General features: G+C 34.5%; 29 protein-coding genes and 1 other annotated feature. Of the genes, 8 read left to right on the top strand and 21 right to left on the bottom strand.

What is annotated here, in order from left to right; all coding sequences use genetic code 11:
• Positions 1 to 10 precede the first annotated feature (10 nt).
• From ileS to AAFN87_RS05510, 9 genes are all read right to left on the bottom strand, one after another.
• Positions 11 to 3,109, bottom strand: coding sequence for an isoleucine--tRNA ligase (gene ileS, locus AAFN87_RS05470; RefSeq protein ID WP_347790044.1), 3,099 nt, complete (start codon positions 3,107 to 3,109; stop codon positions 11 to 13).
• A gap of 54 nt (positions 3,110 to 3,163) precedes the next feature.
• Positions 3,164 to 3,403: a binding site (T-box leader), on the bottom strand.
• Positions 3,404 to 3,488: 85 nt separating this feature from the next.
• A complete protein-coding gene (locus AAFN87_RS05475) occupies positions 3,489 to 3,944 on the bottom strand; it encodes a Dps family protein (protein WP_347790045.1) in 456 nt (151 codons plus the stop codon).
• 113 nt (positions 3,945 to 4,057) lie between these two features.
• Positions 4,058 to 4,210 (bottom strand): hypothetical protein, encoded by a 153-nt coding sequence (locus tag AAFN87_RS05480; protein WP_347790046.1) that lies wholly within the window; start codon positions 4,208 to 4,210, stop codon positions 4,058 to 4,060.
• Positions 4,211 to 4,618: 408 nt separating this feature from the next.
• Entirely contained in the window at positions 4,619 to 5,125 is a 507-nt protein-coding gene (locus tag AAFN87_RS05485; protein ID WP_347790047.1) for an NUDIX domain-containing protein, read from the bottom strand.
• Between the two features lie 168 nt (positions 5,126 to 5,293).
• Positions 5,294 to 6,163 carry a phosphotransferase gene (locus tag AAFN87_RS05490; protein ID WP_347790048.1) on the bottom strand — a complete coding sequence of 290 codons (870 nt, stop codon included), beginning with the start codon at positions 6,161 to 6,163 and terminating at the stop codon, positions 5,294 to 5,296.
• 61 nt (positions 6,164 to 6,224) lie between these two features.
• Positions 6,225 to 6,932 (bottom strand): hypothetical protein, encoded by a 708-nt coding sequence (locus tag AAFN87_RS05495; RefSeq protein WP_347790049.1) that lies wholly within the window; start codon positions 6,930 to 6,932, stop codon positions 6,225 to 6,227.
• Between the two features lie 272 nt (positions 6,933 to 7,204).
• Positions 7,205 to 7,540 carry a hypothetical protein gene (locus AAFN87_RS05500; protein WP_347790050.1) on the bottom strand — a complete coding sequence of 112 codons (336 nt, stop codon included), beginning with the start codon at positions 7,538 to 7,540 and terminating at the stop codon, positions 7,205 to 7,207.
• A gap of 111 nt (positions 7,541 to 7,651) precedes the next feature.
• Positions 7,652 to 8,476: an MBL fold metallo-hydrolase gene (locus tag AAFN87_RS05505; protein ID WP_347790051.1), complete on the bottom strand. Its 825-nt coding sequence runs from the start codon at positions 8,474 to 8,476 to the stop codon at positions 7,652 to 7,654.
• An 85-nt stretch (positions 8,477 to 8,561) separates the two neighbouring features.
• Complete coding sequence (locus AAFN87_RS05510; protein ID WP_347790052.1) at positions 8,562 to 8,963, bottom strand: hypothetical protein; 402 nt, start codon at positions 8,961 to 8,963, stop codon at positions 8,562 to 8,564.
• Between the two features lie 311 nt (positions 8,964 to 9,274).
• Here AAFN87_RS05510 and AAFN87_RS05515 point away from each other — a divergent pair, with 311 nt between their 5' ends.
• From AAFN87_RS05515 to pstB, 4 genes are read left to right on the top strand one after another with little or no spacing between them, the layout of a single operon-like run.
• Positions 9,275 to 10,108, top strand: a complete 834-nt coding sequence (locus AAFN87_RS05515) for a phosphate ABC transporter substrate-binding protein (RefSeq protein WP_347790053.1) — start codon at positions 9,275 to 9,277, stop codon at positions 10,106 to 10,108.
• A gap of 21 nt (positions 10,109 to 10,129) precedes the next feature.
• The gene (gene pstC, locus AAFN87_RS05520; RefSeq protein ID WP_347790054.1) at positions 10,130 to 11,044 is read left to right on the top strand and encodes a phosphate ABC transporter permease subunit PstC; all 915 of its coding nucleotides are present in this window, start codon (positions 10,130 to 10,132) and stop codon (positions 11,042 to 11,044) included.
• 1 nt (position 11,045) lies between these two features.
• Positions 11,046 to 11,870 (top strand): phosphate ABC transporter permease PstA, encoded by an 825-nt coding sequence (gene pstA, locus AAFN87_RS05525; RefSeq protein ID WP_347790055.1) that lies wholly within the window; start codon positions 11,046 to 11,048, stop codon positions 11,868 to 11,870.
• 20 nt (positions 11,871 to 11,890) lie between these two features.
• Positions 11,891 to 12,706 (top strand): phosphate ABC transporter ATP-binding protein PstB, encoded by an 816-nt coding sequence (gene pstB / locus AAFN87_RS05530; RefSeq protein WP_347790056.1) that lies wholly within the window; start codon positions 11,891 to 11,893, stop codon positions 12,704 to 12,706.
• Positions 12,707 to 13,185: 479 nt separating this feature from the next.
• On the opposite strand, the gene AAFN87_RS05535 is transcribed toward pstB, so the two are convergent.
• From AAFN87_RS05535 to AAFN87_RS05555, 5 genes are all read right to left on the bottom strand, one after another.
• A complete protein-coding gene (locus AAFN87_RS05535; RefSeq protein WP_347790057.1) occupies positions 13,186 to 13,422 on the bottom strand; it encodes a helix-turn-helix domain-containing protein in 237 nt (78 codons plus the stop codon).
• Between the two features lie 13 nt (positions 13,423 to 13,435).
• A complete protein-coding gene (locus tag AAFN87_RS05540; RefSeq protein ID WP_347790820.1) occupies positions 13,436 to 13,582 on the bottom strand; it encodes a YvrJ family protein in 147 nt (48 codons plus the stop codon).
• Entirely contained in the window at positions 13,575 to 14,204 is a 630-nt protein-coding gene (locus tag AAFN87_RS05545) for a sigma-70 family RNA polymerase sigma factor (protein WP_347790058.1), read from the bottom strand. The genes AAFN87_RS05540 and AAFN87_RS05545 overlap by 8 nt, the downstream gene beginning before the upstream one ends.
• Before the next feature lie 108 nt (positions 14,205 to 14,312).
• Positions 14,313 to 15,407, bottom strand: coding sequence for a S8 family peptidase (locus AAFN87_RS05550; RefSeq protein WP_347790059.1), 1,095 nt, complete (start codon positions 15,405 to 15,407; stop codon positions 14,313 to 14,315).
• 301 nt (positions 15,408 to 15,708) lie between these two features.
• Positions 15,709 to 15,882: a hypothetical protein gene (locus tag AAFN87_RS05555; protein WP_347790060.1), complete on the bottom strand. Its 174-nt coding sequence runs from the start codon at positions 15,880 to 15,882 to the stop codon at positions 15,709 to 15,711.
• Positions 15,883 to 16,089: 207 nt separating this feature from the next.
• Here AAFN87_RS05555 and AAFN87_RS05560 point away from each other — a divergent pair, with 207 nt between their 5' ends.
• The 3 genes from AAFN87_RS05560 to AAFN87_RS05570 all read left to right on the top strand — a co-directional run bounded on the left by AAFN87_RS05560 (position 16,090) and on the right by AAFN87_RS05570 (position 18,907).
• Complete coding sequence (locus AAFN87_RS05560) at positions 16,090 to 16,638, top strand: sigma-70 family RNA polymerase sigma factor (protein WP_347790061.1); 549 nt, start codon at positions 16,090 to 16,092, stop codon at positions 16,636 to 16,638.
• Complete coding sequence (locus tag AAFN87_RS05565; RefSeq protein ID WP_347790062.1) at positions 16,622 to 17,431, top strand: hypothetical protein; 810 nt, start codon at positions 16,622 to 16,624, stop codon at positions 17,429 to 17,431. Before AAFN87_RS05560 ends, AAFN87_RS05565 begins: the two co-directional genes overlap by 17 nt.
• 561 nt (positions 17,432 to 17,992) lie before the next feature.
• The gene (locus tag AAFN87_RS05570; protein ID WP_347790063.1) at positions 17,993 to 18,907 is read left to right on the top strand and encodes an NAD(P)H-dependent flavin oxidoreductase; all 915 of its coding nucleotides are present in this window, start codon (positions 17,993 to 17,995) and stop codon (positions 18,905 to 18,907) included.
• A gap of 61 nt (positions 18,908 to 18,968) precedes the next feature.
• On the opposite strand, the gene AAFN87_RS05575 is transcribed toward AAFN87_RS05570, so the two are convergent.
• The 3 genes from AAFN87_RS05575 to AAFN87_RS05585 are packed head-to-tail and all read right to left on the bottom strand — an operon-like array spanning position 18,969 to position 20,569.
• Positions 18,969 to 19,442, bottom strand: a complete 474-nt coding sequence (locus tag AAFN87_RS05575; RefSeq protein WP_347790064.1) for an SRPBCC family protein — start codon at positions 19,440 to 19,442, stop codon at positions 18,969 to 18,971.
• Between the two features lie 12 nt (positions 19,443 to 19,454).
• Positions 19,455 to 19,910 carry a hypothetical protein gene (locus tag AAFN87_RS05580; RefSeq protein WP_347790065.1) on the bottom strand — a complete coding sequence of 152 codons (456 nt, stop codon included), beginning with the start codon at positions 19,908 to 19,910 and terminating at the stop codon, positions 19,455 to 19,457.
• 23 nt (positions 19,911 to 19,933) lie between these two features.
• Positions 19,934 to 20,569 (bottom strand): pentapeptide repeat-containing protein, encoded by a 636-nt coding sequence (locus AAFN87_RS05585; protein ID WP_347790066.1) that lies wholly within the window; start codon positions 20,567 to 20,569, stop codon positions 19,934 to 19,936.
• Positions 20,570 to 20,674: 105 nt separating this feature from the next.
• Here AAFN87_RS05585 and AAFN87_RS05590 point away from each other — a divergent pair, with 105 nt between their 5' ends.
• Positions 20,675 to 20,920, top strand: coding sequence for a hypothetical protein (locus tag AAFN87_RS05590; protein ID WP_347790821.1), 246 nt, complete (start codon positions 20,675 to 20,677; stop codon positions 20,918 to 20,920).
• A gap of 83 nt (positions 20,921 to 21,003) precedes the next feature.
• Here the strand turns inward: AAFN87_RS05590 and AAFN87_RS05595 are convergent, their stop codons facing one another.
• Genes AAFN87_RS05595 through AAFN87_RS05610 form a run of 4 tightly spaced genes read right to left on the bottom strand, consistent with a single transcriptional unit; the run spans position 21,004 to position 24,220 of the window.
• Complete coding sequence (locus AAFN87_RS05595) at positions 21,004 to 21,570, bottom strand: histidine phosphatase family protein (protein ID WP_347790067.1); 567 nt, start codon at positions 21,568 to 21,570, stop codon at positions 21,004 to 21,006.
• Positions 21,545 to 22,627 carry a pyridoxal phosphate-dependent aminotransferase gene (locus AAFN87_RS05600; RefSeq protein ID WP_347790068.1) on the bottom strand — a complete coding sequence of 361 codons (1,083 nt, stop codon included), beginning with the start codon at positions 22,625 to 22,627 and terminating at the stop codon, positions 21,545 to 21,547. The genes AAFN87_RS05595 and AAFN87_RS05600 overlap by 26 nt, the downstream gene beginning before the upstream one ends.
• Positions 22,602 to 23,555 (bottom strand): adenosylcobinamide-phosphate synthase CbiB, encoded by a 954-nt coding sequence (gene cbiB / locus AAFN87_RS05605; protein ID WP_347790069.1) that lies wholly within the window; start codon positions 23,553 to 23,555, stop codon positions 22,602 to 22,604. Before cbiB ends, AAFN87_RS05600 begins: the two co-directional genes overlap by 26 nt.
• Complete coding sequence (locus AAFN87_RS05610; RefSeq protein ID WP_347790070.1) at positions 23,552 to 24,220, bottom strand: adenosylcobinamide amidohydrolase; 669 nt, start codon at positions 24,218 to 24,220, stop codon at positions 23,552 to 23,554. Before AAFN87_RS05610 ends, cbiB begins: the two co-directional genes overlap by 4 nt.
• Between the last annotated feature and the right edge of the window lie 38 nt (positions 24,221 to 24,258).

The following is a 24,258-nucleotide window of genomic DNA, read 5'->3' on the forward strand; positions in this document are numbered from 1 at the left end:
GCCCCCCTTATCATGATAGATCTACATAAATCAACACTTTTTCATTAAACAGATCCATCTCTATATATGTTGAGTACATAGACATATCTTCAAAGGAAACGTTACTTAATAAGACATTTTCTCTTAATAGTGATTTATATTGCTGTACTACTTGTTGCACTTTTTTACTGCCGACAATTGAAATTGAAATATATTGTTCCACAGGCAAATCCCATTTCTTACGTGCATCTTGAATTGTCCTTATACATTCTCTAATTTGCCCTTCTTGCAATAGGTTTTCTGTAAGCTTGGTATCGAGTAATACTCTACAACTCGCATCCTCCGCTAGCACATAGTTTTCTCTTACAGTGGATTCTTTCAGCAAATGTTGTGCTAGTAATGAAACAACTTGCCCATCGATTGTTATCGTCAAAGCACCATTTTGTTGTAACGTAAATTTTTCTACTTCAGTAAAGTTTTTAACATATTCATTTACTTGGTTTACTTTTTTGCCATAAGCCACACCAGCAGTTTTAAAGTTTAGTTTGTAGTGAATCGTTTCATACTCGGAGAAATCTTTCACCCACAGTAGTTCTTTTACATTTAACTCATCTTGAATGATATCGTTATATTGTTTATATGCATTGAAATCGCCTTGTATAGAAACAAGCATTTTCGCTAATGGCTGCTTCACTTTTATTGCTTGGGTATTGCGAATGCTTCGACCTAATTCTACAGCCGTTAACACAATGTCCATCTCTTGTTCTAGCTGTCGATTCATCTTTGTACTATCTGCTGTTGGATAGTTTTGTAAATGAACACTTTTACCATATAAATGAACATATATATCTTCTGCAATAAACGGTGTAAATGGTGCAAGCAATTTACTAATATTCGTTAATAGCTCATGAAGTGTACTGAATGCCGCCCGTTTATCTTCTGACATACCACTCGCCCAAAATCTCGCTCTGGAACGGCGAATATACCAGTTACTAAGTGCCTCAACAAGTTTGCCGATTTCTCGTGTTGCTTGTGTAAACTGATAATTATTCATATTTTCTGTTACGACCTGAATCGTATAGTGTAAACGAGATAGAATCCATTCATCTAGCTTTGAACGTTTCCCTGTACTGTTAGAGTCGTATCGGAACCCATCAATTTGTGCGTACAGCTTATAAAATGTCAAAGTATTATCTAATGTATCCACTAACTTTGATTTCGCGTCCATCACTATTTTTTTTGAAAAGCGTTTCGGATTCCACAGTGAACTATCAACTAAAAATGCCCATCTCAATGCATCCGAACCATATTGCTCTATTAACTCTACAGGGTCTAGAGCATTCCCCTTACTTTTCGACATTTTTTGACCATGTTCATCTAACACATGCCCTAAAGATAAGACGTTTTTATAAGGTGGTTTACCCTTAAAGAGCGTAGATACTGCTAATAAGCTATAAAAATAGCCGCGCGTTTGATCGATCCCTTCGATAACAACGTCGGCAGGGAATTGATTATTAAATTTTTTACTGTCGCCAAAAGGATAATGATGCTGTGCAAATGGCATGGAGCCACTATCAAACCAAACATCAATCACTTCTGGCGTACGTTTCATAGCACCTGCACATTTGGGACAAGTGCACACTACTTCATCAATATACGGCTTGTGTAGTTCGAGATCTTTATTGAATGCAACTTTTGCTAATGTTTTTAAAGCTTCGATACTATTTGGCGCTTCCTCATGCCCGCAGCCCGCGCAAATCCAAATATTTAGTGGAGTACCCCAGTAACGATTTCGGCTAATATTCCAGTCAACGATATTTTCCAGGAAATTCCCAAATCGGCCATGTTTGAGGTGATCTGGATACCATATTACTTGCTCATTGTTTTGTAGCATTTGTTCTTTTAAAGCAGACATTTTAATAAACCAGCTATCTGTCGCGTAATACAATAACGGTGAATCACATCGCCAACAATGCGGGTAGCTATGTTCATATTTTTCTTTCGCAAATAACAAACCTTTTGTCGCAAGCATTTTGATAATATCGACATCGCAATCTTTCACAAATTTACCTACAAGCTCTGGCACTTCATCTGTATAACACCCTTTTAAATCAACTACATTTACAAAAGATAAACCGTTTTGCTGAACGGTTTTATAATCCTCTTCACCGTAAGCAGGTGCAATATGCACAATGCCTGTTCCACTATGCTCTGTCACGTAATCTGCTACTACAATGACATGCCCTTTATCGACCTGCGTATACGAAAATGGTGGATCATAGGCAATCCCTTTCAGTTCCTTGCCTAGATGCTCACTTAGTATTTCAACTGGCATACCAAATATTTTTTCTACTAATGATTTTGCGACAATGTATATTTTTTCTTGGTGCTTTACCCTTACATAAGTTAAAGTAGGATTTACTGCTAAAGCTACATTTGCTGGTAATGTCCAAGGGGTTGTCGTCCAACCGAGAAAATATTCATTATCATGATCTTTCCTTTTAAACATGGCTGTCACTGATAAATCTTTCACATCTTTATAGCCTTGTGCCACTTCATGTGAGCTTAGCGACGTTTGACAACTCGGACAATAGGGAGACACACGATGTCCTTTGTATAACAGATTTCCCTTGTGAACGTGACTTAAAATATGCCAGACGGATTCTATATAATCATTATTTAACGTTAAATAAGGGTCATCCATATCTACCCAATAGCCAAGTTTTTCCGTAAAAGATCGCCATATTTTCTCATACGTAAATACACTTTTCTTACACTTTTTAACAAATTGCTCTACGCCGTAGTTTTCAATTTCTTGCTTGCCTGAAATGCCTAATTGCTTTTCCACACCAAGCTCTACAGGAAGTCCATGTGTATCCCAGCCAGCTTTTCGTTCGACTTGAAATCCTTGCATCGTTTTATAGCGAGCAACAACATCTTTAATTGTTCGCCCAAGTGCGTGCCCGACATGTGGTAAACCATTTGCTGTAGGCGGTCCTTCGTAAAAAACAAAGGGTACACTTCCATTTCGATTCTCAACTGAAGCCTTGAACGTTTGCTGCTCCTCCCACCAATGACGTATTCTCGCTTCTCTTTCAACTACTGTTTCTTTTTTCTTGCCGTCTTGCATGTGAATTCCTCCTATACATTTTGTATAAAAGGCATACAAAAAACCCCGTCCCAAGTAAGGGACGGGGTTAACCGCGAATACCACCCTAATTCTATTGAAAACCGCTCAATAGCACTTAGCAACGTACAATCATACGTGTTCTTTTTAACGGTAGACACCCGAATTAGCTTACTAACTTTCTGCTAATCTTCTCAGAGAGGATTTTCATGAAACATTTGCACACCGACTTTCACCAAAATGTCGGCTCTCTGTGGAACAATTTGCATCACTACTTTTTCTCATCAACGAATTTGTATGCTTTTATTGACACTCATCATAACAAACAGAATTTTACAAGTCAAATTTTATTTTTCGGAAATTTTAGTCAGTAAAAACCACTTTACTTCGCGTTTGAACTATCGCCAAGGAATGCATTCAACATCCAAGTATGCTTTTCTAAACTTTGGAACATTGCATTTAGCATATCTTCTGTGCGATCATCGCCTTCTTCTGCAGCAATATTCATCGTTTCTTTTAAAGCGTTCATAATAATTTTAAAATCAGAAACTGTTGCCGCAACCATTTCATCCGAGGATTCTTTTCCTGTTGCTTCTTCGATAAGCGAAAGTTTTAAATGTTCTTGAAGCGTTGCTACCGGTTTCCCATTTTTTGATAAAATACGTTCTGCCATTTCATCTAAATTTAATGTTGTTTCATTATACAGTTCTTCAAATTTTTCATGCAACGTGAAAAAAGACGGACCACTCACATACCAATGAAAGCAATGTAATTTTGTGTAAAGTACAGAGTAAGTAGAAACTAATTTATTTAATTTTGTATTTAACTGATGTGCCATTTAATTAACTCCTTTTCATTTTAGTCCTAGTTAGAGTGCCCAAATTTTCACGTAATAAAACGTTTGGAAGTTTGGTATGAAGTAAAAAGTAGAATTAAACAGCTTTGCTACAGTTACAATAAATTTTTGAATAGACGTACAATCATTCGTGGAATAAACATTAAAATTCCCCAAATAATTTCAGAGACTACAAATTGAATTATTTCTATTAAACAGCCATCGCGATGATTTTGCTCTATCTCTTTATTTTTTTCTTTTACATTCATCTATAAAACTCCTAAACTTATAAATTGTAATACATTTCCCTTATAAAATATCCAATGGGCGAATTTACTGGTGCCACCGCGAATTCCGGGGTGCCATGGGCGAAAATCGGGGTGCCACGGGCGAATTCCGGGGTGCCACGGGCGAATCTCACGCTCCCATGGGCGAATCAGGACTTTCGAATCACCACTCGATAAATATACGCGCATGTAAAAAGCACATTTATTCTAAAATTAATATTGCAACGCGCAATCCAATTGTCTTTATACGCGGTTAGATAGCGGTTATGTAACGACCTTTGTTATGCTTTTAAATTATCATTTGATTATTCCTAGTAAAAAAGCTTGATAATACTGGATATAAAAAATATTGATTATTTTAATCTCCTTATACTACTTAAATAATCAAATTTAATTAATGTCACCTACATAAATTGAAGCTTTTCCACTGTCAAAATAAGAAATCAAATGAGATCTTAACGCTCGGGGAAATATTTTATATTCTAACAAGTCTTTAATCGGTAACCATTCTGTACCTACTTGACCCTTGTCAGGACTTTTCCCATTAATAAATGTGTCTTGGTTAACATTACACAAAAACATAAACTCAGTTTGATGTGCATGAGAATGATAAGCAGCTAATTCATGATTTTTCCCAATGTATTCTCGAACAAATATTAACTCTCCAATTTCAATTTCCGCACCTAACTCTTCTTTGCACTCCCTTTCTAAAGCTTGGTGAAGATTTTCACCATGTTTTTGACCACCACCCGGTAGAATATAATAAGTTCCACCATTTTCATGCATTTTTACGGCTAATAATTTCCCATCTTTAACTATCAAAGCTTTAGCTGAATTTCTTATTCCCATTTTAAATATTTTAACTAGAGCTTTTTGTACCAAATTACTGATTGCCACTTAAATCACTCTCCATACGAATTTCGTTTCCACTAATCTATCTAATAAATTAATCCGCCTAATCAATATTTTTAGCGCTGCTTAAATGTTTTGGGAAAATTGGTTTTATGAATTACATAGAAGTCCCTCTCAACTATTAATGGTAATAGACACATCTAAATGGCAAAATTATACCATCGTTTTTAACAATGCTAGATTTTCGTCAATAAAACTTTGATGCTTTTCTGCGCCTCTCACTTCACCCCAACCTATCGAGCAAAATGCATCATAGAAAGCATAAAATGGCAAGATTTGCTGTAAATCAATTATTGGGCGAATTGTATTGTAACCATTTATATATGCCTCTTTTGTACCTGGATACTTTGTCCAAATATCGCGATTAATCTTTGTAAAATCAATTTCAGTTGATCCAATTCTCGTACTTTCAAAATCGATAATACCCGTCACTCGATTTTGCTGTACTAGTATATTGCCGGGTCTAAAATCCATATGGATAAGAGCAGGTCCATCTGGGCTAGGTAATAACTGAAGCGTGTTTTCGATATAATTAACAGAAGTTTCAAACAATTCTTCGGACAAGCTTTTCTTCGCATACTGCTTGAAATAGTTCAATTTTATTAATACGAAAGCTCTCCATTCACTAGGCTCAAGTTTTTCAATATGGTCTTCACCATCGAATATGGATACTGGAACAGAATGCATTTTTGCATGACTAACGCCGATATTATATGCTAAGTCCTCATTTATCTCGCCTAAACATGGGGCACCTGAAATAGCCTCTAAAAGGAATGCGCCTGTAATCGATTCATTCCCTTCCCAATAGTCCAATACTTTTGGTACATCAATTATGCCATGGACTTTTGTTAGTACATGATATTCTCTTTTTAGTTTCTGTTTTGTATATGGAATTTTAATATAAACATTTTGCTTGTTTACTAATTGAAGTTTATAAACAGTTGAACTATATGATTCTGGCACATCCTCTATCGATAAAACATTTAATCTAAATCGTTCAATTACTTTTTGTAAAGTATCCATAGTAGGTCTCCTTTAGGAAAAGATTAAGGGTACAAGCACGAAAAAAATTGACTACATTCATTCAGTAATCCGCTTGTTTTAACTCCTCGGTAATAATGTTCTGTATTTTTACATTACCTACCACACCAGAATGAAACACATTAGAATCCGCCCAATATAACTGTCTAAACATGATGCCGTTATTTAACTCGATTTCTAGAAATACACGAGTGCCTTCAAACAGCCCCTTTTTATAAAGCTTTTCGTGATCCTCAAGCTGTAATTCACTCCATGCAGCGACATATTGCTCTTTTGAGTGTTGAGAAAACGTGTGCACAATACTACCATCTTCTAAGCTTGCAAGATGAATATTTTTCACATAACCATTTAAAGGGTACAACTCTTTTGCCGTTTGTGCATTTTCGTTTTCAGAAACTACGTATACCTTATTATCTGCCATAACGACAAGTGAGGTAGGATAATTCACAATTTCATAGATAGGTGAACCTTCTGTTAAAAAAGTAGCGTGACCATTTTCCATTTTATGATTACTACAAGCACTATCTGCCATGCGATATGTCACTTTACCTAGCTCTTTTCCTTTTTCTATCTGTTTATCTAATGGAAAATCATTCTCTTCCACATAATCGTGTTCATATTTCATATTGTTAATCTTTAATACATCGATCCAATCTATTTCTGCATTTGGTGGACAAGCGGTACTTGAATTTGCAGCTGAGCAACTGGCTAAAAATATCGATAAGCATACTAATAATAAATATTTTTGCATCATCTTCTCCTTTTCATTTAATTTATTTCCTTAATTATACAACGAATTAAAATGCAAATTGTTCTAATTATTAAAAACCTTCTGCATAAATACACTGAAAAATCCCACTTCCGAAAGATTTATACTTTTTCTTAGAAAGTGGGATACTTTTATTTTCAAAAGCGGTACTTATTTCATGATGAAAACAATCAAAGCCAGTGAAATTTTATCGTCGTAAAATTTCACTGGCTTTTCCATTTCAGAAGAGGGTTTTGTCCCAACCTCATCTTCTATTAATATTTAAACGTCTGTATAGACACCTGCAAGTCAATTGCCATTTTTGCTAAAAGGGTAGAGGCTGCAGCTACTTCCTCCATTGCAGCAGTTTGCTCCTGTGATGAAGCTGCAACGCTTTGTACATTCGTACTTGATGTAATCGAGAATTCGCTAATAATATCGTTTTCTTTTATGAGCTTTTCAATGTCTAGATGAATAGCACGTATAGCAGCAGTTACTGATTGAGCCTGACTTTGTACGTCATTGATTGCATTGTTAATTTGCATGAAATTATTACGTGCCACAGTTACTTTTTCATGGCCCGCTTCGACGGAATGATTACTATTTTGCATATACTCCTACAGGTAGAAACAATCATTTGTTTGACACCTCACAAATGCTATTTTCACCTTATTATAACCAATGGATTACATTATCAGCTCTACTTTGTATAATTTTATCATTTACTTAATTTCAAGAACTTGCCCTGTTTCAAATGTATGCAATTTCTCATTTAAAATAGTTTTAAGAATTTTAAACCCCTTTGGACCAGTACAATGACATGAATAAATACGATGAATCGGCATGCTATTTAGTGTTTGACCAATTAAAATTACTTCTTCTTTAGATTTACCTAAAGTGTTGATTATCGGTAAGCCAATTAAATGAAACCCACCAATTATTCTATCGATTTTTTTATTCGGGAACTTATTTAATACAGTTTCTGTCATGTTAACAATTCCATGATGACTACATCCGCTAAATACGACTAAACCATTTGCCCTTTCAATAACTAACATAATTTCATGATCAAAATTATCTAATTCTTTCTTGATTCCTTTATAAAGATTATTCGTAAACTCGTTCGTCGGCTGCAGGTGAATAATATGTACGCCCTTCCCTATTTCAATATCCTCATCTACAAAATTCATACGATTACTATATTCCATATGTATAGTTTTATCCGCGCCAACTTGATGAAAATAAGGACCAATTTTTAACCAATGTGGTTCTAAGGAATTTGGTGATAAAAAGATATTTGCATGCTTATTCACTTCATTCAAATAACTTAAGCCGCCAATATGATCGGAATGCCCATGCGAAATAATTACTGCGTTTGCATTATCTAAATCAATCCCTAGTGCTTGTGCATTCTTTATATATGATTGATCTGGTCCCAAATCGAAAAGTATATTCATTTCTTCGGTTTCAATATATAGTGATAAGCCATGTTTGGCGGTCAAATTTTTCTCGGACTTCGAGTTTTCTAGTAAAGCAGTAATTTTCATCGATATTCCTACTTTCAAAATAATAATCACTTTTTTAAATTAAAAAACAATATCTTTCTCCAATCAGGGATATCCCTTTCTCTTCCTACTCTAGATCAACAATCTCAATTTCCATGTCTTGATTTAATCGTACATTAACCCATTTAGTCGCATTTGAAATATCAATTTTTTCAGTAGTTGTTTCTTCTGTTGCATCAATATTCTGGCTATAAGAAATTGCTATTTTAACAAGTGAATTATCTGAGCCTAGTGATGTATCAAACCAAATGATCTCTCCTTTTTTAAAAGGACTATTATCTGCATTGATTACATTGTCACTAGTTACCACTATCCCATCCACATATTTAACTAAGCTTAGATGTTTAATTTTTTGAGATGCTGCCATTTCTACCGAGATTCCCTTACCGTGTTCTTCGGCAGTACTCGCTTTTTCTGTACAACCAACTAATAATAATGTAGTTAACAAAACAGTAAGTAACTTTTCCATTCAAACAGCTCCTTCTCCCCTTTAAGAAGAAAACGATTTGATTTACAAAATGTTCCTGTATGAATCTGTAATTCCCCCGCGATTTTTTCATTGAAACTTACAAGATAATCCATTCCATTTTAAACTATAACTACTAAATATTTTACAAAAATAAATATTATAAATGGTGTTTTCCACCAATATTCACACCCCATATACTTCCAAATATTTTTCTTTACAAAAGCTTTACATTCTGTTATTAGGATTTTAAAATATACACGTTATTATTTGAAGCCGATAATAACAAACCTACTTTAATCGGAGGATACAGAATGTTTTTCAAAAAAATTGCGCTAACGCTACTACTTCCAATGGTAATGATTATCTCAGCATGTGGTGATCTAGGCGAAAATGATTCAGCTAAAGGTAGCAATTCAACTATTAGCATTTCAGGCTCAACATCTGTTGGACCGCTAGCTGAAAAATTAGCAATGAAATATGAAGAAAATGCATCAGCCAATATCGAAGTAAATCAAATCGGTTCTTCCGCTGGGATTACAAATGCAATCAACGGCGTTTCTGAGATTGGAATGAGCTCTCGTGATTTGAAAGACGAAGAAGCAAGTGAATTACAAGAAGTAGTTATTGCGTACGATGGAATTGTCGTTGTGACACATCCATCTAATAAAGTGAAAAATTTAACGATGGAGCAAGTAAAACAAATTTTCACTGGAGAAATTACCAATTGGAAAGAACTTGGTGGTGAGGATCTAGAAATCGTTGTTGTTTCACGCGAGGATGGCTCCGGTTCACGTGAGGCATTCCAGGAAATCGTTGGTTACTCTTCAGGAGAATTAATCGACAATGCCATTATTGCTAGTGGAAACGGAAATATTAAAACAACAGTTGCAACAAATAAACACGCTATAGGATTTATTTCCTTTGAATATATTGATGAATCAATTTCACCGCTTAGCATCAATGGTGTTGAAGCAACAACTGAAAACGTATTAGCACAAAAATACAGCCTTTCTCGCCCGTTTTTATTCGTTTATAAAGAAGGAAATCTATCTGAAAGCGGACAACAATTTATAGATTTTATTTTAACAAAAGAAGGGCAAAAAATTGTTTCATCCGCAGGTGCTATTCCTATATTAGAACAATAAACAACATAGGAGGAAAATTGCGTGACAACCCCTCATTTCGAACAACAAACAGTGGAAATTGCCAAAGCAAACAAACGGAAATATTTTTTAGAAAGCCTTTCTGCTAAAGTTTTTTTAGCTTGTGCACTTCTATCAGTTTTAAGCTTATTGTTAATTATTGTATTTGTATTTTATAAAGGCTCTTATCCATTTATTATGGATGGCTATAGCTTTATTGACTTTATTTTCGGTACCGATTGGGTGCCAAGTGAAGATAAATTCGGTATCTTCCCAATGATTGTCGCTTCACTATTGGCCACAATAGGCGCTCTTATCATTGGTGTTCCAATTGGATTATTTACTGCGATCTTCTTAGCTGAAATTGCACCAAAAAAATTAGCAAAATTTATTTCACCTGCAATTCAGCTATTAGCAGGTATTCCGTCTGTATTATATGGTGTATTCGGATTAGCGATTATCGTTCCATTTTTACAAAACAACTTAGGTCTGGCAAGAGGACAAAGCTTATTAGCAGTTATACTCGTGCTTGCAATTATGATGCTACCGACAATTGTAACAGTAGCTGAAACAGCAATTCGCGCAGTTCCTAATACATATCGCGAAGGCTCTCTAGCACTTGGTGTTTCAGAGATTAGTACAATTTTCAAAGTAGTTGTACCTGCAGCAAAATCAGGCATTATGGCTGCCATCGTATTAGGATTAGGTCGAGCAATCGGTGAAACAATGGCCGTTATTTTAGTAGCAGGGAATAGTTTAATTATCCCAACAAGCTTAACGGATAGTGTTCGCCCATTAACGACAAATATCGCTCTCGAAATGGGTTATGCATTTGGAACACATCAGGAAATGTTATTTGCAACAGGGATTGTGTTATTCTCATTTATTTTACTTTTAAATTTTGTACTAGCAAAAATTACAGCAAAAGGAGACAACTAATATGCGCCAATGGAAAGACAACCTATTACATGGGCTACTTTGGGCCTCGGCATTTGTTTCAGTTGCCATCTTGTTTGTAATTGTCGGTTTTATTTTCTACAAAGGCTATCAGTATATCAATTTTGAGTTTATCTTTGGTGATTACTCTCCTGCTGGTGGTGGCGGTATTTGGCCAATGCTTGTTACGACTATTTATACAATTGTTATTTCTTTAGCTATTGCTACACCAATTGGTATTCTAGCTGCCGTGTATTTACAAGAGTATGCAAAGCAAGGCCGCTTAGTTAAAATAATTCGCTATGCTACGGAAAGTTTAACTGGTATTCCATCGATTATTTACGGATTATTTGGTGCTGTATTCTTTGTCGCAACATTAAAACTAGGTATGTCAATAATTGCCGCGTCACTAACGCTAACAATTATCGTATTACCAGTAATTATTCGAACAACAGAAGAGGCTTTAAAAACTGTTCCTGCCTCATACCGTGAAGGCTCTTTAGCACTCGGCACAACAAAATTACAAATGCTTTATAAAGTCATATTACCAAGTGCAATGCCCGGAATTTTATCAGGAATCATTTTATCAATAGGACGTATTGTTGGTGAATCAGCTGCCATCTTTTTAACCGCTGGTACAGTTGCTGCAATGCCTGAAAGTATTTTTTCATCGGCACGTACATTAACTGTCCATTCCTACCTTGTGACACAGGAATCCGGTGATATTGGGTTAGCAGCAGCTATAGGGATTGTTTTAATTGTGATTATATTAATCCTTAACTTATCCGCTACATTTATTTCTAAGAAGTTTAATAAAGCAGACTATTAACATTAAAGGAGTTATCTAATATGGTCATTTTAGCCGACACAAATAATCTGGATACTTTTTCGATTAATGATACCCCTACAAAGCAGCAATCAAAAATTATCGTTAATGATTTGAATTTATTTTATGGAGAAAAACAAGCTTTATATGGTGTTACATTAGATATTAAAGAGAATGAAGTAACTGCATTAATCGGCCCTTCTGGTTGTGGAAAATCGACTTTTTTACGTACGCTTAACCGCATGAATGATTTAATTGACGGTGTGAAAATTATAGGGAATATCATTATTGATAATGAGGATATTTACGAGAGTCAAGATGTTATTAAATTACGTACAAAGGTCGGTATGGTGTTCCAAAAGCCGAATCTATTCCCTATGAGTATTTATGATAATGTCGCTTATGGTCCGCGCATGCAAGGTATTAAAAACAAAAAGGTATTAAACGAAATTGTAGAGGAAAGTTTACGTGGTGCCGCGATTTGGGATGAGGTTAAGGATCGCTTGAAAACATCTGCACTTGGTCTTTCTGGTGGTCAGCAGCAGCGTGTTTGTATCGCACGCGCTATAGCAATGAAGCCTGATGTTATTTTAATGGATGAACCAACATCTGCACTTGACCCAATTTCTACACTAAAGGTAGAAGAACTGATTACACAGATGAAAAAAGATTATACGATTGTTATCGTTACACATAATATGCAACAAGCAGCACGTATTTCAGATAAAACAGCCTTCTTCCTAAATGGAGAAGTAGTTGAATATGACAATACAAATGTCATATTCTCTACTCCAAGAGATCCCCGTACAGAAGATTATGTAACAGGGCGTTTTGGATAAGCGATGCATAAGATTGATTCGTGAAAGCTTTAATAATAATATACGAGATCTTAAGCAAAAAAATATCGTAAATGGTAGAGCTTGCAACAGATTAAATGGAGCAAGCCTACCTTGCTTTAAAAATCACAAGATGTTGAAATTGCTTAAAAGGTTATTGAAGAGGATACATCGATTGATGGATTAAAAAAGAAAAAGAAAACTAAATAAATGGCTATTTGGTTAATGGCAAAGGAATAACCAGTTGCACGTGATTACGTAACATTATTGGTGTTATTAAAATTTCAGCTGATAACGAACGGAGTCGATACTATGTAATTCAAATCACAACATAAAATTACAGTTGTAATCATTATCCCAATACATCACTTCAGCAAATCAATCTAAAAAAGATGGCTCCAGTGGCATTCAGGAACCATCTTATCGCAACTTAAACTGTCTAGTCGCTTTTTTATTAAACTGTCCGTTATATATATTCAAATTCATCCATTTACCTCACTATTATTTTTATATTCAAAAAAACCTGGAACCGAATTCATTTCATAATTTCGAATGCATAGTATTAATTTTTGTTTAAGCTCTTGTTCTAAGTCCTCTCTATTGCTGACAGATGTGAAAGTAGAAACCTTTTTAATTTTCGGTTCGAATTGCTCAATTAATGTTGCTAAAGCATACTCATTTACCCGAGATTCTTTTACTAATGTAAACAAATTCTCCATAAAAAGTTTCCTCCTATTTTATATAATCTTTAATTACATCCGCTAACTTATTAATAACTATTTCCAATTTATCAAATTTCTTTTCAAAACGGAGAAACAAATAAATAGTTATTGCTATAGGGAATCCAAAATTGCCAAGAATCATTATCCAATTAGGCATTTCTACTATCAAAGGTAACACTTCCCCCCATAGTTAGATTCGATTTCAATTTTTCCAATGCCTTTTTATGAGTTTTTGAAATACTTTGTTGTGTTTTATTTAGTAATTGGCTAATTTCTGTGTCGTTTAGTCCATATACATAGCACAGGTCGATAATTTGTCTTTGTTTATTAGTTAATTTCGTTACTGCATAATATAATTGAGGTTCAGTAATATAGTCTTTTATCTCTTTATAAATGCTATTTTCTAAAACTTCTAATGCGGAAGTATCTTCAATTAAATCTTTAAACGAAAATTTTTGATCGTACCCTTCTGAACTATCAATTGTCAACATATTAGCTCTTGTATACTTGTTAACTTTTTTATCATAATTAATAGCATTGAAGTGCAATGTTGATGATACAAATGATACAAATCGGATATTGAAATAAAATCGCCGGAACGTTTCGTCAATTATTTTTTTATTCTTTCTATTAGGTTCACAAATATACTTCATCAACAATTTTTCGTTTTGAGGAGATTTTAGGAATGATAGAATAACTTTATTATTGAAAAAGTCTTTGTTTTTCTCTTTATACTCATTATATTTTGCAGTACAGCAAACGGATAAGTCTTCCAACATAATCATAATCACCTCTCTTAGAATATAAGTTAAACTCTGTATAGAATTAATGCTTAAAAAATTTGAGTTAATAAAATTTATGGAATATATTCTTAAAATAGAACTTATTCATTCATTTATACTATATTCGCAAAATTCTTTTATTCTATTTGCTGTATTTGTAGAATTTTGAACAAGTTCAATGAGTAATTCATAACTTTCCTTACTTGAACTATTACTTAAACATTTAGTGTAAAATGCTTGAGTTTTTCTCGCTTCACAAAAACATTGAAGTAACAATTGTCTGTCATTTACACTTCCAATATTTTCATTTTTTAATAGAAGCTCTGAAATTGTAATGTTGTGTACCTCCTTTCTTTTCGTATTTTGCATGAGTAGTTCAAAAACTTGTTGTTCAGTAAGTTGACGAGATGATGTCTTTTCATATTCTTCTATAAGAAGGGCTAGAGCACCTGTAACATGTGGCGCTGCCATTGATGTACCTGAAAGCGTTGCATATTCATTGTTTAAAAAAGTGGAATAAATATCTACACCAGGAGCGTAAATATCTACTTCTTTATTTGTATTTGAAAAATTTGCAATATCACTACTATTATTAATTGCCCCTACCCCTATTACCTCTTGATATCCAGCTGGATAACTAATTTCTTCTGTATTTATATCTCCATCCCCTTCATTACCTACTGAAACTACAACGGAAATATTATTTTTTATTGCACGTTTAATTACTTTATGCAGTTCATCGTCTGGATTTTTCATTCCTAATGAAAGAGATATGACTCTAACACGTTCATTTTTTGTTCCTCTCCAATCGATAGCATAATTGATCGAGTCAATAAGAGCCTGTACAGTACCAGAACCGTACTTATTTAGTACTTTTAAAATTAATAGCTTCGCTTTCGGAGCAATTTTAGAAATAATTCCGGCAATATGTGTACCATGTCCATTATAATCTTGGTAAATAGATATATTTCCTTCATCATCATCAGAAAAATTATAGCCAGTCTTAATACTACTTTGTAATTTTTTGTGATGGATATCAATTCCAGAATCGATAATTGCTATTGTTATACCATTGCCAAATATTCCTTTTTCCCATTTAACATGAGCACCTATTTTTTGAATATTATCAGTTTTATTTGGTCCTTTATTTCGACTATTTGTGTTAATTGTAACTGGTAGTAATTCTATTTTTCCCTTCATATTAAAACCTCCATTCTTCTTTTTAGTTGGTTATGTATTTCTTAAAAAAGAACTCTTTATTTATAAAGAACGGAAAATTCAAAAAACAACAACCTGAGTAAAAAATAAATTTAAAATAAAATCAATAAGTACCGATTAATAAAGAAATATCTAATAAGCCTTTAAGTAATACAGGACCGCCCTAACCGAAATCAGCAATTCGATAAAATAGAAAAAGCTATCCCAAAAAAGTCGTTATTCACGACCTTTTCGGAACAGCCCCATTTCAAAATTTATTATTTGGCTTTATTTACTCGAATGATTATGATTCATAACATAATGAACATACGTTTAAAATAATGTTTCCTTTAGAATCATATGCTACTTTTCTAGAGCAAAGATGGTTATTACTACAACAATCTCTAGTACTACCGCAAATATATTGTGCAGTCACTAATTGTTCTTTTGCTTTACCTGTTTTTTCCTTGTTAGACATGTGCTTCACCTCCTACTTAGAAAAGAACTAAACATTGGTCATTTCACAACTTTTTATAAAATATTTTTTTGTTTATCACTTATGAAGTATTAGTTCCTTAATCAATTTGTGAATATAAATGCTTGTAATCAAAAAATGAATTAATAAAACTTTTGTGAGTCAATATCAAATCGAGGCTCGTCTAATTTATGAAAGGAGGGGCAATGAGTGAGAGTTCTTGAAGCAGATAATTCAGAAGTTTCATCAGATGTAATACTAAATCAACTGATGGTAGACTATGCAACCGATTTAAAAAGAATTGCTTTTTTATATGTAAATGATATGTCCGAATGTGAGGATATTATTCAAGAAGTCTATATATCCTGTTATCAAAAGTTATCTAGCTTCCGACATGAATGTAGCTATAAGACTTGGTTAATTCGTATTACTATCAATAAATGTAAAGATTATAAGAAACGTTGGAGTTTAAAAAACCTGATTTATAAACCGATTATTTCATCCGTTTCTACAGCACCATCTGCAGAAGAACAATTTATTAATGAACAGACTTCAAGAAGTATGATAGAACAAATAGCCAAACTACCAACCAAATATAAAGAAGTACTCATCCTTTATTATTATCAGCAATTAACTATGATCGAAATAAGTGAAATCCTCAATGTAAATATTAATACGATTAAATCAAGATTACTTCGTGGAAAGAAAATTCTTCAAAATAAATTGGAAAGGAGTAATGCTAGTGGACAAGTTCGATAAACATGTGAAAGAAGAGGTACAGGGATACTTGAATAAACATGTACACTTTTCTCGCGAAGAAAGTCAGCAAATTCGTAAAAAAACTGCAAATAAAAGCTCAACAAAAAAGTTTCATGGAGTTTATTACACCGTTTTGGCTTCTGCAGTAGTTTTGTTTACCATTCTATGTTTTCCGTTATTTAAAACTTTAAACTTTAATAGTAACTCCCAATCCAATTACTCTGCAGTGGAAGAAAATGAAACTGAGGACAATATGCATATAAAAGCTTCTTTAGATAATATGGTTAATGGAGAGGCCAATAAAAGCAGTCGAAAAATGTTTTCAAATGAAGTAACAAACGATTTACAACTATCGATAATTAACAATCCAGAAAAGTATAAACTTAAGAAAGCTAGTTTTAATTACTGGTCAAAAAGCGGTGAATACAAAGATTCCTATTCTTCAAAGGAAATCACCTTAGCCTTAAGTTTTCAAAGTCAACAAAATTCTTACTTCACACAAATTTTTAAAGGTGAAATAAACCTTGAAGAACACCATAAGGTAATAGAAAAAGTCGGGAACTGGAATCTCATCCCAGACTCTGAAACATCTAGTGGCGAAAGTAAATACATCATAGCTGTTTCGGAAATATTAGTGAATCATGAAGAGTATACAATAATCGTTCAAACTTATGACATTCATGATGATTTTTATGCCGACCCTTATTCTAAAACGGATATTCTAGATTTTATAGAATCTTTTCAACCAGAATTAGCAGTAAAGAATTTATTAGCGATAAATACCGAGGACTAGAGTATAATTTTTGAAATTAAATATGAGATTAATACTAAAAGACTCGCTTCTGTACGCGAGTCTTTCCATTATTGAAATTCGATTGTTTCAGGAAGTACTTACAAAGGGTTAAAGCAAATATTGTTCCCCTTTTTTGCTTTCTAATTTGTATGCTTTGCCACCAATTATAGAAGTATCTTATGAAAAAATGGTTTAATATCAAAATTTATTACAACTTTTTAAATACACCTATAAATATTTAATATGAATTCACTTTTACTTGTAATAAATCTACTTCACCTTCCACTTCAAGCTCATTCATACTTCCAATGCATGAACTGCTAGTAAAGTTCAGCGGACGATAAGAACATTAATACTGAAATGAGTAATCTACATATAGGGCCATAGATAATCTTTTCATTAAGGATGAGTAACTTTAAAACCAAAAGGACGTCAAAAAATATTGTTTTACGTCCGAAAATTTCTATATTTATCATTCTTTTCTTAAAACCCCTTTACAAATGAATGACCATTCATTTATAATTGGCGTTAATTCCATATTATGGTCAGGGGGAAATGTACATGACTTTACCAGTAATAGTTGCACCGATGTTTTTAATTTCAACACCTAAAATGGTGATTGAAAGCTCGAAAGCGGGCATGATTGGCTCGTTTCCATTACTAAATGCACGCCCGGCTAGTAAATGTGCGAAATGGTTACAGGAAATTAAAGAGGCTTTACCGACAGAACCTTGGGCAGTTAATTTTATTTGCCATGAACGTGAAAATCAGCGCTACGAAGAAGATTTTGCACTCATTAAAGAGTATCAGCCACCTATCGTTATTACGTCTCTTGGTAATCCAACACCAGTTGTGGAAGCGGTGCATGCTTATGGTGGTAAAGTATTTTCCGATGTTATTTTTGTCAAGCATGCGAAAAAAGCAGCAATGGCTGGTGTAGATGGGCTCGTTCTTGTAACAGCTGGTGCAGGTGGTCATGGCGGAACTTTAAATCCATTCGCCTTTATTTCCGAAGTTCGATCCTTCTTTAAAGGGAAAATTTGTTTAGCTGGTACGATTTCGACTGGCGCAGATATTGTCGCAGCTCGTTTAATGGGGGCTGATTATGCCTATATGGGTACACGTTTCTTAACAGCTACTGAGGGCAATACGACTGACGATTTCAAGAAAATGGTTATCGAAAGTGACATTGAAGATATAATTTATACGGATGCTTTTAGTGGAGTAAATGCCAATTATTTAATTCCATCGATTATTAATAATGGCTTAGATCCTACGAATTTGCAGTCTAAAGGAAAATTAGATTTTTCCGTTATGACTGATGCAAAAGCTTGGAAAGATATTTGGTCTGCGGGACAAGGTGTTGGAAGCGTTAAAAATAGCCAAACAATTGCAGAAATTTCTGAAGAATTGCGTGGGCAAATGCAAGAAGCAATTGAAAAAGCGGGAACTATTTTAACTACAGAAAAAGTGTAAAAAAAACAAGGGGAATTCTCAAGTATCATTTTGAGACTTCCCCTTGTTCAATTGGACACATTCAAAATCGCTTTAAAACAGTAACGTATTCTACATACCATTTTTCCCACAGTTGTTTTCTGGACTGAATTGTTTCCCCATCGAGCAGTGCTTGGACTACATCTAAACATACATGCCAGCCTGCTAAATCTTTTGGGGTATGATCTGTTAACTGTTTAATCTTTTCAATAAGTACGAGGCGACATCCCTCTTGCTCAGAGGACAATTCAAACCTGACTATATCTTCTCCCCAAGTATATTCAAGAACAGAATTCGTTTTAAAATCTAAAATTTTCATTTCTTCAAAGGTACCATCTTGCATATCAAATTTTATTACTCCATCTTTTTTCAAATCTTCTATTCGGAGCTCAGAAAACCATTGAGATAGTTTGTCATTTTCAGTTAACATTGCCCATACGCTATCTACTGAATGATGAAAATGCCGTTCATATTTTGCAATATAACCTTCTTCTACTTTTGTTATTTTAGCTATCATTTGAATTCCTCCTTACATTATTGATGGGTCAGCACCAAACCAAGTTTGATGATCATTTTCCTCGGTACGCGGTTCTATCCAACAAACACCAAACTGCAAAATTTTATCTTCTGTTGTTTCAAACGTTTCATAAGTAATTCCATTATTTAAATAGTCTCCACTATAATCATAGCCACTTAATTGATCGTCAAATTCAGCCTCTACACCTATTGTAAGCTTTACACCATCTTTATAAAAAGCAATCGCTTCTAACCTTTCGCCACTTCCGATTTCACCTTTTACATCAATAAATGGTAAGCAACATTTAATTTTTTGGTGCTTAAATTTCTTTTTATAATTATATTGGATTAAATATCTACCATTCACATCTGGACATATTCTTTCCAAGTTACCTAATCTTATAGCTGTGAATGTGATTTCATTGTCGTTTACAAATAGTTTAATATTGCCTAAAGGCGTAGCTAACATCAAAATCACCTCATTTTCACATTCTATTCTTTAACAATAAGTCCTAGTAATGTAGCAAATCGAATCGCTTGATCAGTCGATACAGTACAGCCTTTTAAATCTTCCATCGATACTATAAGAGAGTTAAAAGTAGATGTACTAATATCAATGCCCTTCAAAGATGTTTCGTCAAAGCTTACTTCATCAATATTACACGTATCAAATGCTATTTTTTTCAGCTTGCAATCATAGAAATCTGCACCTTTTAAATACGTTTGTTGAAACTGCACTTTTTCTAATTTTGCATTACTAAAAAGTGCTAAATTGGCTACACAATTATCAAATAGCACATTGCCAAAACTCGATTCAGAAAAATCTACTCCGAGCAGCTTACAATTTACAAACTGTACGCGGTGAATGGATGAATTACGCATATTTACATTCGATAAATTACAGTTTTCAAATCGAACATCAATTAAATCCATCCGTTCAAATACTGTTTGCTCAAAGCTACAATTTCTTATTATGACTCTTGATAATCGCGCACGATCAAGCGTTTCATGTTCAAAAACTGCGTCTTGTATAATGCATACTTCTAGTTCAGGATCTTCTTCATATAAAATATCTTGAAAGTTTTTCAATGGTAGATCTGATGGAAGTTTTGGTGATTCTATTTTCATTAAAATTACTCCTTCGGAAATGTTGTTATCATACGCTTAATTTATTTATTCTGGTACCACCGTACTAATCAAAACATACTCTGATTAAAAGGAGTGATGTTTATTATACCGTGGCAACAAAAAATTAGTTTTTTAATAGGACAGCCAGTTGGAATATCATTAACTAATGGGCAAGGAACTTCCGGTATTTTATGTGGTGTATCTGGCGGAAAGTTACTTGTTATTGAATATTTATACCAGGCTCAATTTGCGTTAAAACAATACGACTTTTACATGATACATGATGTAAATGGATTCCCACCTTGTCAGCATCAACATCATCATGATCATCACCAACACAGATTGTACTAGTAATTCGTAGAAAAAATAATTGTAATTCTTATTAAAGTATACCAATAAAGACGAAGTAACTAATGATATCGATACTTCGTCTTTTAAATTTCTTGTAGTAGTCCCGCATTATACTGCAGCCGAATAACTGTTGCTCCTGGTATAATTCCTCCATCCCAAAGCTGCGCAAGTGGTAATCCTTTAATGTGCGCTAATAAACACATAATTGCCACACCATGAGACACAACAAGTATATTCCCTCCACCAACACTTATATCCTCTAAACATTGCATCATTCTTTTTGTTACACCGGCAAATGACTCTTGATTAGTCGGCTGAAAAAGATGAGGTTCATTCGTATATGTTTGATAGAAAAGAGTTTGTTGTAGTTTTTCAACTCGTTGACCTTGCCACTCGCCTAAAAAAATTTCCCGTAATCTTGCATCTTGCTGTACACTCATACTTGGCGCAACTAGCATGGCAGTTTCCACGGCTCGTTCTAAATCACTCGCAAAGACATCATCAAACATGACGTTCTTTAGCTGTTTCTGCAATGCCAATGCCGCATTTTTCCCTTCTTCAGTTAATGGCGAATCTAGCCAACCTTGCAGTTTCCCTTTCTTATTCCATTCTGTTTCCCCGTGCCTAACGAGATAAATTGTTGTTTGCATAGTTCAAAAACTTCCCTTTAAATTGTTCCATTTTCCATTCGTCTTTTAAGGCTAAGCGGAACCACTGGCCATCCATACCGATGAAATTTTGCGTATGGCGCAAGACAATACCTTCTTTTAGTAAGGACAAATAAAAATCAGTTGCATCCAAATATTTGGGTAAACAAAAAGCAATGTAATTAGTTTCACTTTGCGTTACGATACAGCCATTGTCTAGTAAAAACTGAGTTATCCTCTCACGCATCTCTTGTGCATATTTTCTTGATTTCTCACAAAACACACCTTCTTCAAGCGCTTGTAATCCAAGCTCAATCGCTACTCCACTGACATTCCAATGAGGTAAGTTACTCTTAAGAGTCGCTGCCTGTTGAGATAGGCAATAGCCTAAACGTACACCCGCCATACTAAACATTTTCGTCATCGAACGCATCACAAATATATGACCGTATGTTTCTACTAAATTAATGACCGAATGGGATTCATCTGTCCAGTCCATAAAAGCTTCATCGACAATGACATCACAATTAACTTGCTCGCCGAATGAAATGATTTCAATCAGCTGTTCCTTTTGGATAACGACACCAGTTGGGTTATTCGGATTACAGAAATAGATAGCCCGCGCTTTTCTCATCGCCTCTTTAATTTCCCCCATCGGTAACGTATATGAAGCTATATCGTCCACAATAATCGAGATGATTTGCACGTTTTGCTGCTGCAATGTACGTGTATATTCTGAAAAAGAGGGATGTAATATCGCAACTTTGTCATTTGCATATAATTTGGATAGTGCCATTAATAATTCAGCAGCCCCGTTTCCAATTACGATATGTTCCGTTTTCACTTTATGTAAAAAAGCAAGCTTCGAACGTAATGGCTCGGCATCTTCATGAGGATAATATTGAATTTTTTCTAATAAAGTTGGCCATATGTCTGCAAAGCTTTGCGGATAGCCAAAGTGATTGACGTTTTCACTTAAGTCGATTACTTGTGCCGGCATTGCAAGCCCAAGCTTTTCGTATAATGTTGCTGGATTAGCTCCATGTGCTGGATATTGCATATTGTATTCCTCCGATAATGATTGTAAAGATGATGCTTATGCGATACATATGTTGAACAGATTGGACAATATGTTGTTTTTGCAATGCCACAATAGGTTGCCCCATATACGCTCGAAATGATGTTACTCCACCATACACATTTTCCCCACCTAAACGAATACCTAATTGATAAGCAGTCGCGGCTTCCAAATATCCACTGTTTGGACTTGGATGTTTTTTTGCATCTTGTAGCCAATAGGTAAAACGCTCTTTCAACGAAAAAGGTCCTTCGTTTTTCGTAAACAAAACAATCAATAGCCCTGTTATACGACTCGGTAAAAAATTTACAACATCATCGAGCTTTGCTGCAAAACGACCATAATCCTTGTAGCGTTCATTTTTATAGCCAATCATTGAATCGAGTGTATTAATTGCTTTATAAACCCATGCACCCGTTGCTCCGAATAGCAATGCATAAAATAGTGGTGCTGTTACCCCATCACTCGTATTTTCTGATACTGTTTCGACAACACCACGCACAATTTCCTGCTCTTCTAAATGAGCTGTATCACGCCCAACGATCCAACCTAGTTTTGTCCGAGCTTCCGTCATATCTCCTTGACGTAGTGCATCATAAACAACTATTGCAGCTTGCTTCAAACTTTTTTGTGCAATAGCAATTGTAATGAGTATGATTTCAACAATTATTCCAAGCCAGAAAGATAGCATAGAGCTCACCTGCACAATCGCAAAAACAACAATACCCACTACTAAAACGATTATACTACTTGTAATTAGTCCTTTTATGTAACGGGCATTACCTTGATTACAACGTTTTTCAAAGAAAGAAATCGTATTACCGATCCATATAACCGGATGCGGTAACGACCGTGGATCTCCTATAATCCGGTCTAATAACATTGCAATGACGGCAATTATAAAATTCATACTATCTCGCCTCGCTTATATGCAAAATAGTCATCAATTGCATCGTTCAATGTTTGTGCGACACCTTTACCTATTAACGAGCCTAATCTTGTAATGGAACCACCGTATTGATGGAATTCCCCTTGTTCACTTACAGCAACGGCAGTACTATCTGTTGATGTTCCAGTTGCTGTTGTCTCGCTTTTTCGATCCATTACATTTCTTTCCATCAACACTTTTGTTTTCGCTTCAATGATACAGCTATATGCTTGTATAAGTGCCTCTTCACTAACTTTAGCATCCAAAAATACAAATATATTGATCGTGCCTATTTTTTGTTCATATGTATACTGATGTGAACGCGTTACGTCCACTGCATTCCCTAGCCCTGCAGTTATTACAACAAATATCGAAGTATCTAAATCATCATAACGATTCATAAAAACAAAGCGTTGGCTTACTGCTGTCATCATCGCGATTGTGTTTTGTAGTGATAGACCTTCCTCATGTAAAAACTGTGTGTATTCAAGTAAAGCATCATGAGGGTAATAGTCTATAGGCACTGTTCGATTCACAAAATTACTATAATAACCAATACCAGGATTAATCATTGCAGAGCTTAACACTTTATAAGGGTGTGCGCTTTTCATGATGAGTAAATCGTCTTGTTGTTCGATTGTTAGCATGTTCACCCTCCTAATATTCTATAACTATATATACACCT

This window comes from Solibacillus sp. CAU 1738 (assembly GCF_039888725.1).
Taxonomy (GTDB): domain Bacteria; phylum Bacillota; class Bacilli; order Bacillales_A; family Planococcaceae; genus Metasolibacillus.

What these genes read in the sequence shown, in the direction of transcription:
- ileS (WP_347790044.1), bottom strand. Translation starts at nt 3,109, where the DNA reads ATGCAAGACGGCAAGAAAAAAGAAACAGTAGTTGAAAGAGAAGCGAGA.
- AAFN87_RS05475 (WP_347790045.1), bottom strand. Translation starts at nt 3,944, where the DNA reads ATGGCACATCAGTTAAATACAAAATTAAATAAATTAGTTTCTACTTAC.
- AAFN87_RS05480 (WP_347790046.1), bottom strand. Translation starts at nt 4,210, where the DNA reads ATGAATGTAAAAGAAAAAAATAAAGAGATAGAGCAAAATCATCGCGAT.
- AAFN87_RS05490 (WP_347790048.1), bottom strand. Translation starts at nt 6,163, where the DNA reads ATGGATACTTTACAAAAAGTAATTGAACGATTTAGATTAAATGTTTTA.
- AAFN87_RS05495 (WP_347790049.1), bottom strand. Translation starts at nt 6,932, where the DNA reads ATGCAAAAATATTTATTATTAGTATGCTTATCGATATTTTTAGCCAGT.
- AAFN87_RS05500 (WP_347790050.1), bottom strand. Translation starts at nt 7,540, where the DNA reads ATGCAAAATAGTAATCATTCCGTCGAAGCGGGCCATGAAAAAGTAACT.
- AAFN87_RS05505 (WP_347790051.1), bottom strand. Translation starts at nt 8,476, where the DNA reads ATGAAAATTACTGCTTTACTAGAAAACTCGAAGTCCGAGAAAAATTTG.
- AAFN87_RS05510 (WP_347790052.1), bottom strand. Translation starts at nt 8,963, where the DNA reads ATGGAAAAGTTACTTACTGTTTTGTTAACTACATTATTATTAGTTGGT.
- AAFN87_RS05515 (WP_347790053.1), top strand. Translation starts at nt 9,275, where the DNA reads ATGTTTTTCAAAAAAATTGCGCTAACGCTACTACTTCCAATGGTAATG.
- pstA (WP_347790055.1), top strand. Translation starts at nt 11,046, where the DNA reads ATGCGCCAATGGAAAGACAACCTATTACATGGGCTACTTTGGGCCTCG.
- pstB (WP_347790056.1), top strand. Translation starts at nt 11,891, where the DNA reads ATGGTCATTTTAGCCGACACAAATAATCTGGATACTTTTTCGATTAAT.
- AAFN87_RS05535 (WP_347790057.1), bottom strand. Translation starts at nt 13,422, where the DNA reads ATGGAGAATTTGTTTACATTAGTAAAAGAATCTCGGGTAAATGAGTAT.
- AAFN87_RS05540 (WP_347790820.1), bottom strand. Translation starts at nt 13,582, where the DNA reads ATGCCTAATTGGATAATGATTCTTGGCAATTTTGGATTCCCTATAGCA.
- AAFN87_RS05545 (WP_347790058.1), bottom strand. Translation starts at nt 14,204, where the DNA reads ATGTTGGAAGACTTATCCGTTTGCTGTACTGCAAAATATAATGAGTAT.
- AAFN87_RS05550 (WP_347790059.1), bottom strand. Translation starts at nt 15,407, where the DNA reads ATGAAGGGAAAAATAGAATTACTACCAGTTACAATTAACACAAATAGT.
- AAFN87_RS05555 (WP_347790060.1), bottom strand. Translation starts at nt 15,882, where the DNA reads ATGTCTAACAAGGAAAAAACAGGTAAAGCAAAAGAACAATTAGTGACT.
- AAFN87_RS05570 (WP_347790063.1), top strand. Translation starts at nt 17,993, where the DNA reads ATGACTTTACCAGTAATAGTTGCACCGATGTTTTTAATTTCAACACCT.
- AAFN87_RS05575 (WP_347790064.1), bottom strand. Translation starts at nt 19,442, where the DNA reads ATGATAGCTAAAATAACAAAAGTAGAAGAAGGTTATATTGCAAAATAT.
- AAFN87_RS05580 (WP_347790065.1), bottom strand. Translation starts at nt 19,910, where the DNA reads ATGTTAGCTACGCCTTTAGGCAATATTAAACTATTTGTAAACGACAAT.
- AAFN87_RS05585 (WP_347790066.1), bottom strand. Translation starts at nt 20,569, where the DNA reads ATGAAAATAGAATCACCAAAACTTCCATCAGATCTACCATTGAAAAAC.
- AAFN87_RS05595 (WP_347790067.1), bottom strand. Translation starts at nt 21,570, where the DNA reads ATGCAAACAACAATTTATCTCGTTAGGCACGGGGAAACAGAATGGAAT.
- AAFN87_RS05600 (WP_347790068.1), bottom strand. Translation starts at nt 22,627, where the DNA reads ATGCAATATCCAGCACATGGAGCTAATCCAGCAACATTATACGAAAAG.
- cbiB (WP_347790069.1), bottom strand. Translation starts at nt 23,555, where the DNA reads ATGAATTTTATAATTGCCGTCATTGCAATGTTATTAGACCGGATTATA.
- AAFN87_RS05610 (WP_347790070.1), bottom strand. Translation starts at nt 24,220, where the DNA reads ATGCTAACAATCGAACAACAAGACGATTTACTCATCATGAAAAGCGCA.